This is a genomic window from Pseudomonas canadensis, from assembly GCF_030980095.1.
In the GTDB taxonomy this organism is placed as follows: Bacteria; Pseudomonadota; Gammaproteobacteria; order Pseudomonadales; family Pseudomonadaceae; genus Aquipseudomonas; species Aquipseudomonas canadensis.
Genome location: NZ_CP133298.1, coordinates 1,654,125 through 1,670,201, shown reverse-complemented (window position 1 = coordinate 1,670,201; position 16,077 = coordinate 1,654,125). Strand labels below are relative to the sequence as shown.

At 61.1% G+C, this 16,077-nt stretch carries 13 protein-coding genes; 6 read left to right on the top strand and 7 right to left on the bottom strand.

The window, feature by feature from the left end; all coding sequences use genetic code 11:
* Positions 1–58: 58 nt before the first annotated feature.
* Both queF and copI read right to left on the bottom strand, forming a co-directional pair.
* Positions 59–889, bottom strand: coding sequence for an NADPH-dependent 7-cyano-7-deazaguanine reductase QueF (gene queF / locus RB216_RS07705; RefSeq protein ID WP_177060023.1), 831 nt, complete (start codon positions 887–889; stop codon positions 59–61).
* A gap of 69 nt (positions 890–958) precedes the next feature.
* Positions 959–1,471 carry a copper-resistant cuproprotein CopI gene (copI, locus tag RB216_RS07700; protein ID WP_028619431.1) on the bottom strand — a complete coding sequence of 171 codons (513 nt, stop codon included), beginning with the start codon at positions 1,469–1,471 and terminating at the stop codon, positions 959–961.
* A gap of 155 nt (positions 1,472–1,626) precedes the next feature.
* Here copI and RB216_RS07695 point away from each other — a divergent pair, with 155 nt between their 5' ends.
* Together RB216_RS07695 and RB216_RS07690 are read left to right on the top strand one after the other, a co-directional pair.
* Positions 1,627–2,307, top strand: a complete 681-nt coding sequence (locus RB216_RS07695; RefSeq protein WP_028619430.1) for a heavy metal response regulator transcription factor — start codon at positions 1,627–1,629, stop codon at positions 2,305–2,307.
* Positions 2,304–3,650 (top strand): heavy metal sensor histidine kinase, encoded by a 1,347-nt coding sequence (locus RB216_RS07690; RefSeq protein ID WP_308908484.1) that lies wholly within the window; start codon positions 2,304–2,306, stop codon positions 3,648–3,650. The genes RB216_RS07695 and RB216_RS07690 overlap by 4 nt, the downstream gene beginning before the upstream one ends.
* Positions 3,651–3,755: 105 nt before the next feature.
* On the opposite strand, the gene RB216_RS07685 is transcribed toward RB216_RS07690, so the two are convergent.
* The 3 genes from RB216_RS07685 to RB216_RS07675 are packed head-to-tail and all read right to left on the bottom strand — an operon-like array spanning position 3,756 to position 7,002.
* Positions 3,756–5,000 (bottom strand): lipoprotein-releasing ABC transporter permease subunit, encoded by a 1,245-nt coding sequence (locus tag RB216_RS07685; RefSeq protein WP_016975278.1) that lies wholly within the window; start codon positions 4,998–5,000, stop codon positions 3,756–3,758.
* A 60-nt stretch (positions 5,001–5,060) separates the two neighbouring features.
* Complete coding sequence (lolD, locus tag RB216_RS07680; protein ID WP_167351254.1) at positions 5,061–5,744, bottom strand: lipoprotein-releasing ABC transporter ATP-binding protein LolD; 684 nt, start codon at positions 5,742–5,744, stop codon at positions 5,061–5,063.
* A gap of 7 nt (positions 5,745–5,751) precedes the next feature.
* On the bottom strand, positions 5,752–7,002 hold the full coding sequence (locus RB216_RS07675; RefSeq protein ID WP_308908483.1) for a lipoprotein-releasing ABC transporter permease subunit: 1,251 nt from the start codon (positions 7,000–7,002) through the stop codon (positions 5,752–5,754).
* Positions 7,003–7,096: 94 nt separating this feature from the next.
* Here RB216_RS07675 and RB216_RS07670 point away from each other — a divergent pair, with 94 nt between their 5' ends.
* Complete coding sequence (locus tag RB216_RS07670) at positions 7,097–7,675, top strand: PilZ domain-containing protein (RefSeq protein WP_016975275.1); 579 nt, start codon at positions 7,097–7,099, stop codon at positions 7,673–7,675.
* Positions 7,676–7,719: 44 nt separating this feature from the next.
* Positions 7,720–8,442 (top strand): glycerophosphodiester phosphodiesterase, encoded by a 723-nt coding sequence (locus RB216_RS07665; protein WP_016975274.1) that lies wholly within the window; start codon positions 7,720–7,722, stop codon positions 8,440–8,442.
* Positions 8,443–8,484: 42 nt separating this feature from the next.
* Here the strand turns inward: RB216_RS07665 and sthA are convergent, their stop codons facing one another.
* On the bottom strand, positions 8,485–9,879 hold the full coding sequence (gene sthA, locus RB216_RS07660; protein ID WP_010212052.1) for a Si-specific NAD(P)(+) transhydrogenase: 1,395 nt from the start codon (positions 9,877–9,879) through the stop codon (positions 8,485–8,487).
* A 234-nt stretch (positions 9,880–10,113) separates the two neighbouring features.
* Between sthA and RB216_RS07655 the strand changes: the two genes are divergently transcribed.
* Entirely contained in the window at positions 10,114–10,647 is a 534-nt protein-coding gene (locus RB216_RS07655; RefSeq protein WP_078047435.1) for a chalcone isomerase family protein, read from the top strand.
* A gap of 172 nt (positions 10,648–10,819) precedes the next feature.
* Here the strand turns inward: RB216_RS07655 and RB216_RS07650 are convergent, their stop codons facing one another.
* Positions 10,820–12,283 (bottom strand): glyceraldehyde-3-phosphate dehydrogenase, encoded by a 1,464-nt coding sequence (locus RB216_RS07650; RefSeq protein WP_028619425.1) that lies wholly within the window; start codon positions 12,281–12,283, stop codon positions 10,820–10,822.
* Between the two features lie 340 nt (positions 12,284–12,623).
* Here RB216_RS07650 and mfd point away from each other — a divergent pair, with 340 nt between their 5' ends.
* Positions 12,624–16,073, top strand: a complete 3,450-nt coding sequence (gene mfd, locus RB216_RS07645) for a transcription-repair coupling factor (RefSeq protein WP_068936133.1) — start codon at positions 12,624–12,626, stop codon at positions 16,071–16,073.
* Positions 16,074–16,077 lie beyond the last annotated feature (4 nt).

Below are 16,077 nucleotides of genomic sequence, written 5' to 3'. Positions count from 1 at the left end.
GTGACTGATACACCGTCATCGCAGGCAAGCCAGCTCCCACATTTGATTTGCGTGATAGCTACTGGCGAGCCAGCCGCACATTCTGGAATGCCACATCCTCAGTGCTGCGATACGGGTTGATATCCAACCCACCCCGCCGCACATACCGCGCATACACCGTCAACGTCTCCGGCTTCAGCAAGCGCTGCAAGTCCAGGAAGATGCGTTCCACGCACTGTTCATGGAAGTCAGAGTGCTGGCGAAAGCTCACGATGTACTCCAGCAGGCTGGCGTGATCCAGCGCGTGGCCACGGTATTGCACCACCACACTGCCCCAGTCCGGCTGGCTGGTCACCGGGCAGTTGGATTTGAGCAGGTGGCTGTGCACGCTCTCCTCGACAACGCGTGAGTTATCGCAACGCAGCAGTTCCGGGCGCGGGTGCTCGTAGTTGCTGACACTGATATCCAGCTCATCGATGCACACACCGGGCAGCGCCATTACGCCTTCAGCTTCGATTTCAGCCAACGTGCGGATACGCACGCTCACAGGCGCACCGGCAGCGGCGCTGAGGTCGGTGCGCAAGGTCGCTTCCAGGCTTGCCGTATCGGCAAACGCGGTCTGGTTTAGCGAATTGAGGTACAGCTTGAACGACTTGGACTCGATGATGTTCGGCGAGTCGGCCGGGATGCTGAATTCGCCGATGGCCACCACCGGCTTGCCGGACGGCAGCAGCCAGGACAATTCGAAGCAGTTCCAGAAATCCACGCCCTTGTAAGGCAGGGTCTCGGCGCTCAGGCCCAGCTCGGCCCATTTGGCGGCACGTGGGATCGGGAACAGCAACGACGGTGTGTAGGTGGAGATGTATTCACTGGACTTGCCCAGCGGCGAATGTTCGGCTGCGGGATGCATGGCGGAAACCTGGCTAAATAAACCGCGCCAGTCTACCAGCCTTTGCCCCCGTGCCTAAACGCCAGCGGATCAATCGACGTTGAGCTTGCCGACCATGCCCGCCTGGTAATGCCCCGGAAGGTTGCAGGCAAACTCCAGGCCCGTGGCCTTAGTGAACGTCCAGGTCAGCTCGGCGGTTTTGCCCGGCTCAACCAATACGCTATTGGGATCATCGTGTTTCATCGCACCGTGGCCCATGGCAGCGTGGTCCATCTTGCCCATACCGGTGGCAGTGAGCATGCCGCTGGCCTGCATCTGCAGCATTTCCTTCTGGTGTTCGGCATGCATCGCCGCGTCGCCCAAGTTGAACTCATGGAGCAATTGGCCCTTGTTCACCAGCACAAAGCGCACCGTCTCACCGGCCTTTACGTCCAGGGACTTGGGCGAAAAGGAAATATCCTGCAACGTCACTTCCACGGTACGCGTGGCTTTGCTCGCCGGCGCCGCCTCGCCGAAGGCATAGGTGTGGGCAGCATCGGCCATCGCATCAAAACTCAACGCCAACAGGCAACCCGCCAACAACAGGGGTGTACGCAACGCCATCGGTCTTCTCCAGAAATATAGGAACAGCTTGGGCAGCACTCTAAGATTGCGCCGCTGCCAGCTAGCTGACTGCTAGATTACAACTTTGTCAGGTTGCTCCCCCGCCCTGGCACTCAAGGTATAAAGCCGTCGTCCACCGTTGCCAAGAGCCGCCCATGAAACTGCTGATCGTCGAAGACCAACCCAAAACCGGCCACTACCTGCGCCAGGGCCTGGCCGAGGCGGGCTTTACCACCGAACTGGTGGCCGACGGCACCAGCGGCCAGCACCTCGCTTTGACCGGCGACTACGACCTATTGATCCTCGACGTGATGCTGCCGGGCCGCGACGGTTGGCAGATCCTCCAGGCCGTGCGCAGTGCCGGCATGGACATTCCGGTGCTGTTCCTCACCGCCCGCGACGCCGTGGAAGACCGCGTGCATGGCCTGGAGCTGGGCGCCGACGATTATCTGGTCAAGCCCTTCGCGTTTTCCGAATTATTAGCCCGCGTGCGCACCCTACTGCGCCGTGGCAGCAGCACACCGCAGGAAACCGCGTTGCAACTGGCCGATCTGCGCCTAGACCTGATCCGTCGCCGTGTCGAGCGGGACGGCCAGCGCATCGACCTGACCGCCAAGGAGTTCTCCCTGCTGGAACTGCTGCTGCGCCGCCAAGGCGAAGTGCTGCCCAAATCGCTGATCGCCTCCCAGGTGTGGGACATGAACTTCGACAGCGACACCAACATCATTGAAGTGGCGATCCGCCGCCTGCGTCTGAAAGTCGACGACAACTTCCCCAACAAGCTGATCCACACCGTACGCGGCATGGGTTATGTGCTGGAGGAGCGCGTCAATTGATCAAACGCCTGTCGCTGGCCAGCCGCCTGGCGCTGCTGTTTGCCGCCTGCACCGCGGTGGTGTCGCTGATCGCCGGTGTGCTGTTCAATCGCGCGAGCGAGGCGCACTTCATTGAGCTGGACCAGCAACAACTCGACAGCAAGCTGGTGGCGCTGCGCAGCACCTTACAGGGCGTCGACTCGCCGGAGGCCTTCGCCCGGCGTGAAGCGCAATTGCGCACCGAACTCAGTCGCCAGCCCGACCTCACCCTGCGCATCACCGCCGCCGGCCAACGCTGGCTGGACGATGCGCCAAGCGTGACCTTGCCCGACGCGCCCGGCCTGCACAGCTTGCAAAACGCCGACACCGACTACCGGGTCTACAACGCGCCGTTGAGGGCAGGCCAACCCGACTCACCGCAACTGAGCTTGATGCTCGACATTACTCACCATCAGCACTTTTTGCAGCGCATGCAGCACCTGATCTGGCTCACCGTGGGCCTGTCAGCCCTGGCGACCGCCCTGCTCGGCGCCTGGGCCGCCCGCAGCGGGTTGCGGCCACTGCGGCGCATGGGCGAAGTGGCCGCGAGCGTGTCGGCCCACTCCTTGACCCAACGTTTGCCTCAACAGGAAATGCCCACGGAACTGGCCGACCTGGCCCAGGCCTTCAACGCCATGCTCGGACGACTGGACGACGCCTTCCAGCGCCTTTCGGCGTTTTCCGCCGACATCGCCCATGAACTACGCACGCCCCTGTCAAACCTGCTGACCCAGACCCAGGTCATCCTTACCCAGCCGCGGCCGTTGGAGGATTACCGCGAGGCATTGCACAGCAACCTGGAAGAGCTGCAATGGATGGCACAACTGGTCAATGACATGTTGTACCTGGCCAAGGCGGATCACGGCCTGCTGATGCCCAAGCGCGAAACCTTGGTGCTGGCGGATGAAGTGGACGCGCTACTGGAGTTTTTTGCACTGCTGGCGGAAGACGGGCAGGTCAGCCTGGTTCGCGAGGGCGCGGCCATTACGGTGGGTGATCGCGGGATGTTGCGCCGGGCCTTGTCAAACTTGCTGGATAACGCGTTGCGGTTTACTCCGCCGGGTGGCGAAGTGCGTGTGCGGATAGAGGATGGGGTGAGGCTTTCAGTGGAGAACACCGGGGATGGTATTGCAGCGGAGTTGCTGCCGAGGTTGTTTGACCGGTTCTACCGGGCGGACCCGGCGCGCCATGAAGGCAGCAGTGAGCATGCGGGATTGGGACTGGCGATTACCCAGTCGATTGTGCGGGCGCATGGGGGGAGGATTTATGGTGAATCTGAGGCGGGGTGGACAAGATTTGTCATTGAGTTGCCTACCGGAGATTGATGCAAGCCGGGCCGGCCTCTTCGCGAGCAAGCCCGCTCCCACATTTTGATTTGTGAATACATTCAAATGTGGGAGCGGGCTTGCTCGCGAAAGCGGTGTTGAAGTTTACGAATATCTCAGGGCATGTGCCGGCTCAATCTTCGCCGCCCGATACGCCGGATACAGCGTCGCCAGAAAGCTCAACACAAACCCGGCCGTGCAGATCAGCAGCACATCCCCACCCTGCAGCTCCGAAGGCAGGTTGCTGACGAAGTACACGTCCGAACTGAAGATATGCTGCCCGGTGACCCGCTCGACCCAGCCCACCAGCTCACTCACGTTCAGCGCGGCAATCACGCCCAATACGCCGCCGATCAAGGTGCCGACGATACCGATCACCGTGCCCTGCACCATGAAGATCGCCATGATCTGCCGGGGCGTCGCGCCGATGGTGCGCAAAATAGCGATGTCCGCGCCCTTGTCGTTCACCACCATGATCAAGGTCGCGATGATGTTGAACGCGGCCACGGCGACGATCATCAGCAACAACAGGCCGATCATGGTCTTTTCCATCTTCATCGCGCTGAACAGGCTGCCCTGGGTGTGGGTCCAGTCGTCAGGCTTGTAGGCAGTGCCCAGGCTGGCGGCGATGTCCGACGAGACCTTGGGGGCCGCGTACAGGTCTTTCACCGCCAGGCGCACGCTTTGCACCTGGTTCGGCTGCCAATGCTGGATCTCTGCGGCGTCGGCCATGTGGATCATCGCCATGGAGCCATCCAGCTCGGCGCCGACCTTGAAGATGCCCACCACGTTCAAGCGTTGCATGCGCGGGGTGATACCGCCCGGTGCAGTGCTGATTTCCGGCACGATCAGGGTCACTTTATCGCCCACATTCAGACGAAAGCGGCGCGCGGTGATGTCGCCGATGACCACGCCAAACTCGCCAGGCTTCAAGTCTTCCAGACTGCCGCGCACGATGTGCTGGGCCACGATCGACACCTTGCCTTCCTGCGCCGGGTCGATGCCGCTGATCTCAATCGGCTGCATCGCGCCTTTGTAGGAGAACATGCCGTCCATCTGCGTGAAAGGTACGGCGGCAGTCACTTCCGGATTCTTCATCGCGGCAGCAGCCACCGGCTGCCAATCGTCAATCGGGTTCACGCCGACGATAGTGGCGTGAGGCACCATGCCAAGGATGCGCGAGCTCATTTCGCGCTGGAAGCCGTTCATCACCGACAACACCACGATCATCGCCAACACGCCCAAGGCGAGGCCGATCATCGAGGTCATCGAGATAAACGAGACAAAACGGTTGCGGCGCTTGGCGCGGGTATAGCGCGTGCCGATGAAAATCGATAACGGTCTGAACATTCGCGGGCACCGTTGAAAAAATGAAAAAGCCCGGCGTTGAAACACCGGGCTTGAAACGGGTCAGATGGCGACCAGATGACCTTCCTGCAGGTGCAGCACACGGTCCATCTGGCGGGCCATGCTCATGTCATGGGTCACGACGAGGAACGCAGTGCGCATCTGGGTGCTCAGTTCCAGCATCAAGTCCTTGATGCCCTGGGCGGTGTGGGAGTCGAGGTTGCCGGTGGGCTCGTCGAGCATCACCAGCCCCGGGTTGTTCACCAAAGCGCGGGCGATGGCCACACGCTGGCGCTCGCCGCCGGACAATTCAGCTGGTTTATGCTCCAGGCGATGGCCGAGGCCGACGCGCTCCAGCAGTGCTTTAGCGCGCTGGCGGGCTTGCGGGATCGCGGTCTTGCCGATCAGCAGCGGCATGCACACGTTTTCCAGGGCGGTGAACTCCGGCAACAGGTGGTGGAACTGGTATACAAAACCCAGCGAACGGTTACGCAGTTGACCGCGAGCCTTTTCACCGAGGGCCGACAGCTCTTCACCGGCCAGCCACACGCTGCCCTGGGACGGCGTATCAAGGCCGCCAAGCAGATTCAGCAAGGTACTTTTGCCGGAACCGGAGCTGCCGACGATCGCCACGCGCTCGCCCGGGTGCAGCTCAAGTTGCAGGTTGGACAGCACCACCACCGACTCCGGGCCTTCCTCGTAGGATTTGCCCAGGTCGCGGCAGCTCAGGATTGCTTTTTCACTCATGCCCGATTCACTCATAACGTAAGGCCTGTGCTGGCTGGGTACGTGCCGCGCGCCAGGCTGGATACAGGGTGGCAAGGAAACTCAGGACCAACGCAGCGCCGCCTACCATCAACACGTCTTGGGCCTGAACCTGGGACGGCAAATAGTCGATGAAGTAGACGTCAGCGTTGAGAAACTTGTGGCCGATCAGCGTTTCGAGGCCGGCGATGGCGGCACTGACGTTCAGCGCGGCAAGAATGCCCACCGCCGTACCGATCAAGGTGCCAACCACACCGATCACGGTGCCTTGCACCATGAAGATCGCCATGATCTGCCCCGGCGTGGCGCCGAGGGTGCGCAGGATGGCGATATCGCCCTTCTTGTCATTCACCACCATCACCAGCGTGGAGATGATGTTGAAGGCAGCCACGGCGACGATCAGCAGCAACAGCAGGCCGATCATGGCTTTTTCCATGCGGATGGCCTGGTAGAGGTTGCCGTGGGTACGGGTCCAGTCGCGGGCGTAGTACTGGGATTCACCCAAGTGCTGGGCGATTTCCCAGGCGCCGCGCGGCGCGTCGAACAGGTCGTTGAACTTGAGGCGCAGGCCCTGCACCTGGTCTGGCTGCCAGCGATGCAGGCGCGCCAGGTCGGTGAGGTTGGTCAGGCCGAGGTAGCCGTCGATCTCGCCGGCGCCGACGTGGAAAGTGCCAACCACGGTAAAGCGCTTCATGCGCGGGAACATGCCCGCCGGGGTTACGGTGACTTCCGGCGCGACGAAGGTCAGCTTGTCGCCGAGGCCCACGCCGAGCTTGGCAGCGGCCTTGTCGCCGATGACGATGCCAAAGCTGCCAGGCGCCAGGTCGTCAAGTTTGCCCTGCAGCATGAACTTGTCGATGATCGAGACGTTACGTTCCTGGGCCGGGTCGATGGCATTGAGCAGGATCTTCTGCACCTTGCCGTCATTGGTCAGCAACCCCTGCATCTGAGTGAATGGCGCGACGGCCAGCACTTTGGGATTCTGCTTGACCTTGTCGGCCAGGCTTTGCCAGTCACTGATGGGCGCATCGCCCTCGATGGTCGCGTGGGGCACCATGCCCAGCACGCGGGTGCGCATCTCATGATCGAAGCCGTTCATCACCGACAACACGACGATCATCACGACCACGCCCAAGGCGAGCCCGATCATCGAGGTCAGGGAAATGAACGACACAAAATGATTGCGACGCTTTGCACGGGTATAACGCGTGCCAATAAATACGAAGAGAGGTCTGAACATGTCGGGGCTTGTTCGGAGGAAAAGAAGACGTCCCGGTGGCGGGGTCTGGTAAGCAGCTTTACACTCTGACCATTACCGCTAGCTGGGGTTCGCCATGTCGACATTAGATGAAGAAGAACGCCGCGAATACTACCGTATCGACGACATGATCGCACTTCAAATCAAAAGCCTGTCTGCCCCCGAGGCAGCGAGCAAGGAAGTGTTGCTGGATGATTCTCCGCTGTTCAATTTACTCAGTGAATTGCACCTGAGTGAATTCGAAGCCCAGCACCTGCTGCGCCAGCTCAGCGAGAAGGATCGCACCCTCGCCGCCTTCCTGCGCGTGCAGAACAAACGCCTGGACCTGCTCAGCCAGATCATGGCGCGCGGCCTTCTGGATGAGGTCGGCGCACCGCAGCCGGTGATCATTTCCGAAGGTGGCATCGACTTCCAACACCCCACGCCCCTGCCGGCCGGCGCACACCTGGCGGTCAAGCTGGTGCTGATGCCCCAGGCGCTCGGCCTGCTGCTGCGCGCGCGGGTCACCCATTGCGACCCCAAGGGCGCAGGCTTTGATGTCGGCACGGAATTCGAAGCCATGACTGACGCCCAACGCCAACTGCTGGCGCGCTACATCCTGCAGAAACAGGCCCAGGAACGGCGCCTGGCACGGGAACAAAACGACGACATCTGAATTCGTATTCACTACGCCAGCTATCCTGGCGCGAAGGAGCAACTGTGACCCTGATCTACGGCCACCGCGGTGCCAAAGGCGAAGCACCGGAAAACACCCTGACCAGCTTCCAGGAGTGCCTCAAGCACGGTGTACGCCGCTGCGAACTGGATTTGCACCTGTCCATGGACGGCGAGTTGATGGTCATCCACGACCCGACCCTCAAGCGCACCGCCGACCGGCGCGGCAAAGTCGTCGAGTATTCCGCGGCCGACCTGGTGAAGATGGACGCACGCAAAGGCGGTCCGGGCTGGGTCAAGCCGTGCCCGATTCCGCGTCTGGAAGAACTGTTCGAAAAGTGCGACTTCGATCACTGGCAACTGGAAGTCAAAAGCGCCTCGCGCACCCGCGCCGCCACCACCGTGCTGGCGATTCGTGAAATGGCCGTGCGTTTCGGGCTGATGGACAAGGTCACCGTGACCTCAAGTTCGCGGGAAGTACTGAAGGCCGCCGTTGAACTCACTCCCGACCTGTCACGCGGACTGGTGGCGGAATACGCCTGGCTCGATCCGCTGAAGGTCGCGCAAAACTACGGGTGTGAGATTCTGGCGTTGAACTGGACGCTGTGCACCCCTGAGCGACTGGAAAAAGCCCAGCGCCAGGGCTTGCACGTGTCCGTGTGGACCGTCAACGAACCTGCGCTGATGCGCAGGCTCGCCGACTTCGGCGTAGATAGCCTGATTACAGACTTTCCCGGTTTGGCCACTGCCACCCTCGGGAATTACTGAAATCGGTCTCCCCGGCCGGCTCAGGCCACCGGCCGGAGCCGCTCAAAAAAGCCGGTTGAGGCCGTCGTAGGCCGCTACCCGATAGGCTTCTGCCATGGTCGGGTAGTTGAACGTGGTGTTGACGAAATACTTCAGGGTATTGAGTTCACCCGGTTGGTTCATGATCGCCTGGCCGATGTGCACGATCTCCGAGGCCTGATAGCCGAAGCAATGCACGCCGAGGACTTCCAGGGTTTCACGGTGGAACAGGATCTTCAGCATGCCTTGCGGCTCACCGGCGATCTGCGCACGCGCCATGCTCTTGAAGAATGCCTTGCCCACTTCGTAAGGCACCTTGGCCTTGGTCAGTTCGTGTTCGTTCTTGCCGATCGAGCTGATCTCGGGAATCGTGTAGATCCCGGTCGGCACGTCGTTCACGTAGCGCCAGCTGCCATTGTCGACGATGCTGCCAGCGGCCGAACGGCCCTGATCATGCGCGGCACTGGCCAGGCTCGGCCAGCCGATCACGTCACCGGCACCGTAGATGTTGGTCACGCAGGTGCGGTAGTTCTCGTCCACCTCGATCTGGCCACGGCTGTTGACCTTTACCCCGATGTTTTCCATGCCCAGCTTGTCGGTGTTGCCGGTACGGCCGTTGCACCACAGCAACGCATCGGCCTTGATCTTCTTGCCGGACTTGAGGTGCAGGATCACCCCATTGTCCAGGCCTTCGACGCGCTCGTACTCTTCGTTGTGGCGCACGGTGATGTTGTTGTTGCTGAAGTGGTAGCTCAACGCCTGGGAGATTTCCGAGTCGAGGAAGCTCAGCAACTGGTCGCGGTTGTCCACCAGTTCCACCAGTACACCCAGGCCGCTGAAGATCGAAGCGTATTCACAGCCGATCACACCAGCGCCGTAGATGATCAGTTTGCGCGGGGTGTGGCCCAGGCTCAGGATGGTGTCGCTATCGTAGATACGCGGGTGGTGGAAATCGATATCCGCGGGGCGATACGGGCGTGAACCGGTGGCGATGATGATGTGCTTGGCCACCAGCTTCTCGACCACGCCATTGGGGCAGACCACTTCGATGGTTTGCTCGTCGGCGAAGCTGCCGGTGCCGAAGAACAGGTCGACGCGGTTACGGGCGTAGTAGCCGGTACGCGAGGCGACTTGCTTGGAGATGACTTTCTCGGCGCTCTTGAGCACGTCCGGGAACGAGAACCAGCGCGGCTCACCAATGGCCCGGAACATCGGGTTGGTGTTGAACTGCATGATCTGGCGCACCGAGTGACGCAAGGCCTTGGACGGGATGGTGCCCAGGTGGGTGCAGTTACCGCCGACCTGGCGACGGCTATCGACCATCGCCACCTTGCGCCCTGCTTTCGCGGCGTTCATCGCCGCACCTTCTCCAGCCGGGCCGGAACCCAGTACCACCACGTCGTAGTTGTAGACAGCCATGCGTACTCCTCAGAACAGGCCAGGCGTACGGTTGGACGCCGGGCTAAATCATGCCGCGGCCAGCGGTCATGAAGGACAATTCGGCTCAAGTGTGTGAACCGGGGCACAGTCTATATAAGGCTCAACGCCGCGAACATTAACCCTTGGTCGCGTCGTAGGCCAGTCTTGCCTTTACTACACCATCAGGAAATTGCAATTACACTGCCAGCAAGCCCCTTTGCAGGACTGGCCATTATGCGACATGTCGCTTTCTGTTTATTGCTGATGCTGTCGATCACGGTGCACGCCAATGAGGCGGATCGTCTGAAACAAGCCGATTTCCCGGCGCAGTCACAGCAACTGACCCTGAAAAACCAGGCGGTGCTCACCTACCTCTGGGCAGATGTCTACGCGGCTGCGCTGTATGCCCCGTCCGACCTGAGCGCCAAGCAGGCTTGGGCGCAACAAAAAGCGCTGCGCCTGACGCTGTACTACTTCCGTGACATCGACCGCAATGATGTGATCAAAGCCGCCACTGCCACGCTGCAGCGCCAGCAGGCCAGCGCCCGGTTGAAGCCCGAGATAGACAAACTGCACGCCAGTTTTCGCGATATCCGCAGCGGCGATCGGTATGCCCTGGATTTTCATCCGGGACGTGGTTTGAATTTGGAGATCAATGGGCAGGTGGTGTTCAGCAGTCGCGACGATGAGCTTGCCAGGACGTACCTGAGCCTCTGGCTGGCGCCCAATGGGCTGTCCGAACGCTTGCGTACCCAGTTGCTCAATTGAAGATTTGCGCTGGCTGAACGACCACCTTCGCGAGCAAGCCCGCTCCCACATTTAACCACGCGCGCCCTGAAGACACCCGGTCGAATGTGGGAGCGGGCTTGCTCGCGAAGAGGCCCTCACAACCATAAAAAAGCCCCGAACCAGTCGGGGCTTTTTCATTTACAGCTGATACTTAGCGCGGAAACGCAGGCGGGTTGACCCCGGCCATGTCTTCCATCACGCGAACCACCTGGCAGCTGTAGCCGAACTCGTTGTCGTACCAGACGTACAGGACAACGCGGTTGTCCTGGGTAATGGTCGCTTCGGCGTCCACCACACCAGCGTGGCGCGAGCCAACGAAGTCGGTGGAAACCACTTCCTGAGAATTGACGAAGTCGATTTGCTTGTGCAGATCGGAGTGCAGCGCCATGTAGCGCAGGTACTCGTTCATCTCTTCACGGGTGGCGGCTTTCTCAAGGTTCAGGTTGAGGATGGCCATCGACACGTTTGGCGTCGGAACACGGATCGCGTTACCGGTCAGCTTGCCGGCCAGCTCAGGCAGGGCCTTGGCAGCAGCGGTGGCAGCACCGGTCTCGGTGATCACCATGTTCAACGCAGCGCTACGGCCACGGCGATCGCCCTTGTGGAAGTTGTCGATCAGGTTCTGGTCGTTGGTGTACGAGTGAACGGTTTCGACGTGGCCATTGACGATGCCGAACTTGTCGTTCACAGCCTTCAGCACCGGCACGATGGCGTTGGTGGTGCAGGAAGCGGCGGACACGATCTTGTCGTCAGCGGTGATTTCGCCGTGGTTGATGCCGTGAACGATGTTCTTCAACTTGCCTTTGCCAGGCGCGGTCAGGACAACGCGGTCAACGCCCGGGCAGGCCAGGTGCTGGCCCAGGCCCTCGGCGTCACGCCATACGCCGGTATTGTCCACCAGCAGGGCGTCCTTGATGCCGTACTGGGTGTAATCCACCTCGGACGGGTTCTTCGCGTAGATCACCTGGATCAGGTTACCGTTGGCGGTGATGGTGTTGTTTTCTTCGTCGATGACGATGGTGCCATTGAACGGACCGTGTACCGAATCGCGACGCAGCAGGCTGGCGCGCTTGGTGAGGTCGTTCTCGGCGCCTTTGCGCACCACGATGGCACGCAGGCGCAGGCCGTCGCCGCCACCGGTTTTTTCGATCAGGATGCGTGCCAGCAGGCGGCCGATACGACCGAAGCCGTACAGCACCACGTCGGTGCCTTTGCGGGCAGCGGCGTTTTGCTGGCCAACCACATCGGCCATTTCTTCACGCACGAACTGCTCGGCGGTACGGCCGGCGCCTTCCTTGCGGAATTTGTAGGCCAGCTTGCCCAGGTCTACCGAAGCCGCGCCGAGCTTGAGCTCGCTCATGGCTTTAAGCAGTGGGAATGTTTCGTGGACGGAGAGTTCGCTGTCGTCGGCGGAACGGTGACGCGCAAAGCGGTGGGCTTTGAGAATCGCGATGACAGACTGGTTGATCAGGCTGCGGCCATAGATCGAGCTCACCACATTGTTATTGCGGTACAGCTGACCGATAAGCGGAATCATCGCTTCAGCGAGTGCTTCACGGTCGATCCATTCACCAAGACACTGGTCGGGCTTCTGAGTCACGGGAACCTTCCACATGTAGGGGCAGAAAAAAGGGGCTACATTATGCCGCCCGACCGTCCTCGGAGCAATGCGCCCCGGACAACAAAAACCACTTGCGGAAAATTGACACCCCGCTACAGCCCAGTAAATACGCGGGTTCCAGAAGGCCATCAATGGCGCACGCGGAACGACTTGTCCGTAACCCTCCGAAAAACGCGTACATTTTGGCACTACATAATGAGTCAAAACCCGCCATTGTTTGTCTTAGCCACTACATTTCCTACAAACCGTAATAGGCTCAGTCAGCAACTGACAGACGGCGCCCCGCACCGTTACAATTACCGACTTTGTCGCAACGCTTGGAGCTCAACCTTCCGTGCCCGTCCTGCGTCTACCGCTACTCCCTGCTGCGGCAGGCAAACAGCACTGGGGCAACCTGCCCGGTGCCGCCCTGAGCCTGGCCATCGCCGAGGCTGCCAGCGCAGCCAAGCGCTTTACCCTGCTGCTCACCGCCGACAGCCAAAGCGCCGAACGGTTGGAGCAGGAGCTGAGCTTCTTCGCCCCCGATTTGCCGGTGCTGCATTTCCCAGACTGGGAAACCCTGCCCTACGACCTGTTCTCGCCGCACCAGGACATCATCTCCCAGCGCATCGCCAGCCTGTACCGCTTGCCGGAACTGGCCCACGGCGTGCTGGTGGTGCCGATCACCACGGCCTTGCATCGCCTGGCGCCGACCAAGTTCCTGTTGGGCAGCAGCCTGGTGCTGGATATCGGCCAGAAGCTCGATGTGGAGCAGATGCGCACGCGCCTGGAAGCCAGTGGCTACCGCTGCGTCGACACGGTGTACGAACACGGTGAGTTCGCGGTGCGCGGTGCGCTGATCGACCTGTTCCCAATGGGCAGCAAATTGCCGTATCGCATCGACCTGTTCGATGACGAAATCGAGACCCTGCGTACCTTCGATCCGGAAAACCAACGCTCCATCGACAAAGTCGACTCGGTCAAGCTGCTGCCTGCGCGGGAATTCCCGCTGCAAAAAGACGCGGTGACCCGCTTCAAGGCGCGCTTCCGTGAACGCTTCGACGTGGACTTCCGCCGCTGCCCGATCTTTCAGGATCTGAGCAGCGGGATTACACCGGCCGGCATCGAGTACTACCTGCCGCTGTTCTTCGACGAAACCTCCACCCTCTTCGATTACCTGCCCCAGGACACCCAGGTGTTCTCACTGCCAGGCATCGAACAGGCGGCGGAAAACTTCTGGAACGACGTGCGCAACCGCTATGAAGAGCGTCGCGTCGACCCGTCTCGTCCTTTATTGCCGCCCGCCGAACTGTTCCTGCCGGTGGAAGACTGCTTTGCGCGCCTGAAAAGCTGGCCGCGCGTGGTCGCCAGCCAGCAGGATGTCGACACCGGTGTCGGCCGCGAACGCTTCCCGGCGGGGACGCTGCCAGACTTGGCAATCCAGGCCAAAGCCACTCAACCGCTGGAAGCGCTGTCCAACTTCCTCGGCGACTTTCCCGGCCGCGTGCTGTTTACCGCCGAATCCGCTGGCCGCCGCGAAGTACTGCTGGAACTGCTCGAACGCCTGAAACTGCGCCCGAAAACCGTCGACAGCTGGCCAGACTTTGTCAAAAGCAAAGAGCGTCTGGCGATCACCATCGCACCGCTCGACGAAGGCCTGTTGCTGGATGATCCGGCCCTGGCACTGATCGCCGAAAGCCCGTTGTTCGGTCAGCGCGTGATGCAGCGTCGTCGTCGCGAAAAACGCGCCGACGCCAACAACGATGCCGTGATCAAAAACCTCACCGAACTGCGTGAAGGCGCGCCGGTGGTGCACATCGACCACGGCGTCGGCCGCTACCTGGGCTTGCAGACCCTGGAGATCGACAACCAGGCCGCCGAATTCCTCACCATGGAATACGCCGAGGGCGCCAAGCTCTATGTGCCAGTGGCCAGCCTGCACCTGATCGCGCGCTACACCGGCAGCGACGACGCCCTGGCGCCGTTGCACCGCCTGGGTTCCGAGACCTGGCAGAAAGCCAAGCGCAAAGCCGCCGAGCAGGTGCGCGACGTCGCCGCCGAACTGCTCGACATCTATGCACGTCGCGCCGCACGCGAAGGCTACGCGTTCGCCGACCCGAAAGCCGACTACGCCACCTTCAGCGCCGGCTTCGCCTTCGAAGAAACCCCGGACCAGCAAACCACCATTGAAGCGGTGCGCGCCGACATGCTCGCGCCCAAGCCGATGGACCGCCTGGTCTGCGGCGATGTGGGCTTCGGCAAGACCGAAGTGGCCATGCGCGCCGCCTTTATTGCGGTGCACGGCGGCAAGCAAGTCGCGATCCTGGTGCCGACCACCCTGCTCGCCCAGCAGCACTACAACAGCTTCCGCGACCGCTTTGCCGATTGGCCGGTGACTGTAGAAGTGATGAGCCGCTTCAAGTCCGCCAAGGAAGTGAATGCCGCCATCGCCGATTTGGCCGAAGGCAAGATCGACATCGTTATCGGCACCCACAAGCTGCTGTCGGACGATGTGAAGATCAAGAACCTGGGCTTGGTGATCATCGACGAAGAACACCGCTTTGGTGTGCGTCAGAAGGAACAGCTCAAGGCCCTGCGCAGTGAAGTCGATATCCTCACCCTCACCGCCACACCGATTCCGCGCACGCTGAACATGGCGGTGTCGGGCATGCGTGACCTGTCGATCATCGCCACGCCGCCGGCACGTCGTTTGTCGGTGCGCACGTTTGTGATGGAGCAGAACAAAAGCACGGTCAAGGAAGCACTGCTGCGCGAATTGCTGCGCGGCGGGCAGGTGTACTACCTGCACAACGACGTGAAGACCATCGAGAAATGCGCCGCCGACCTCGCCGAGCTGGTGCCGGAGGCACGTATCGCCATCGGCCACGGGCAAATGCGCGAGCGCGAACTCGAACAGGTCATGAGCGACTTCTACCACAAGCGCTTCAACGTGCTGATCGCCTCGACCATCATCGAGACCGGTATCGACGTGCCGAGCGCCAACACCATCATCATCGAGCGCGCCGACAAGTTCGGCCTGGCTCAGTTGCACCAACTGCGCGGTCGCGTCGGGCGCAGTCACCACCAGGCGTACGCGTATCTGCTGACGCCGCCTCGCCAGCAGATCACCTCCGACGCAGAAAAGCGCCTGGAAGCCATCGCCAACACCCAGGACCTGGGCGCGGGCTTTGTGCTCGCCACCAATGACCTGGAAATCCGTGGTGCCGGCGAGCTGCTGGGCGACGGCCAGAGCGGGCAGATCCAGGCGGTCGGGTTCACGCTGTATATGGAGATGCTTGAGCGCGCGGTGAAAGCCATCCGCAAGGGCGAGCAACCGAACCTCGATCAACCGCTGGGCGGCGGTCCGGAGATCAACCTGCGCTTGCCGGCGTTGATTCCTGAAGACTACCTGCCGGATGTGCATGCGCGGCTGATCCTGTACAAGCGCATCGCCTCGGCCACCGACGAAGAAGGCCTCAAGGACCTGCAGGTGGAGATGATCGACCGCTTCGGCCTGTTGCCGGAACCCACCAAGAACCTGGTGCGCCTGACCCTGCTGAAATTGCAGGCCGAGCAGCTCGGCATCAAGAAGGTCGACGCCGGGCCGCAAGGCGGGCGCATCGAATTCGAAGCGCAAACGCCGGTGGACCCGCTGGTATTGATCAAGCTGATCCAGGGCCAGCCCAACCGCTACAAGTTCGAAGGGGCTACGCTGTTCAAGTTCATGGTGCCGATGGAACGTGCCGAAGAACGCTTTAATACCTTGGAGGCGTTGTTCGAGCGCCTCATCCCGAAATCTGCTTGAAGGA

Excerpts from the sequence above, each read along its gene's own strand:
- queF (WP_177060023.1), bottom strand. The coding sequence starts at position 889 with ATGCATCCCGCAGCCGAACATTCGCCGCTGGGCAAGTCCAGTGAATAC.
- copI (WP_028619431.1), bottom strand. The coding sequence starts at position 1,471 with ATGGCGTTGCGTACACCCCTGTTGTTGGCGGGTTGCCTGTTGGCGTTG.
- RB216_RS07695 (WP_028619430.1), top strand. The coding sequence starts at position 1,627 with ATGAAACTGCTGATCGTCGAAGACCAACCCAAAACCGGCCACTACCTG.
- RB216_RS07685 (WP_016975278.1), bottom strand. The coding sequence starts at position 5,000 with ATGTTCAGACCGTTATCGATTTTCATCGGCACGCGCTATACCCGCGCC.
- lolD (WP_167351254.1), bottom strand. The coding sequence starts at position 5,744 with ATGAGTGAAAAAGCAATCCTGAGCTGCCGCGACCTGGGCAAATCCTAC.
- RB216_RS07675 (WP_308908483.1), bottom strand. The coding sequence starts at position 7,002 with ATGTTCAGACCTCTCTTCGTATTTATTGGCACGCGTTATACCCGTGCA.
- RB216_RS07670 (WP_016975275.1), top strand. The coding sequence starts at position 7,097 with ATGTCGACATTAGATGAAGAAGAACGCCGCGAATACTACCGTATCGAC.
- sthA (WP_010212052.1), bottom strand. The coding sequence starts at position 9,879 with ATGGCTGTCTACAACTACGACGTGGTGGTACTGGGTTCCGGCCCGGCT.
- RB216_RS07655 (WP_078047435.1), top strand. The coding sequence starts at position 10,114 with ATGCGACATGTCGCTTTCTGTTTATTGCTGATGCTGTCGATCACGGTG.
- RB216_RS07650 (WP_028619425.1), bottom strand. The coding sequence starts at position 12,283 with ATGTGGAAGGTTCCCGTGACTCAGAAGCCCGACCAGTGTCTTGGTGAA.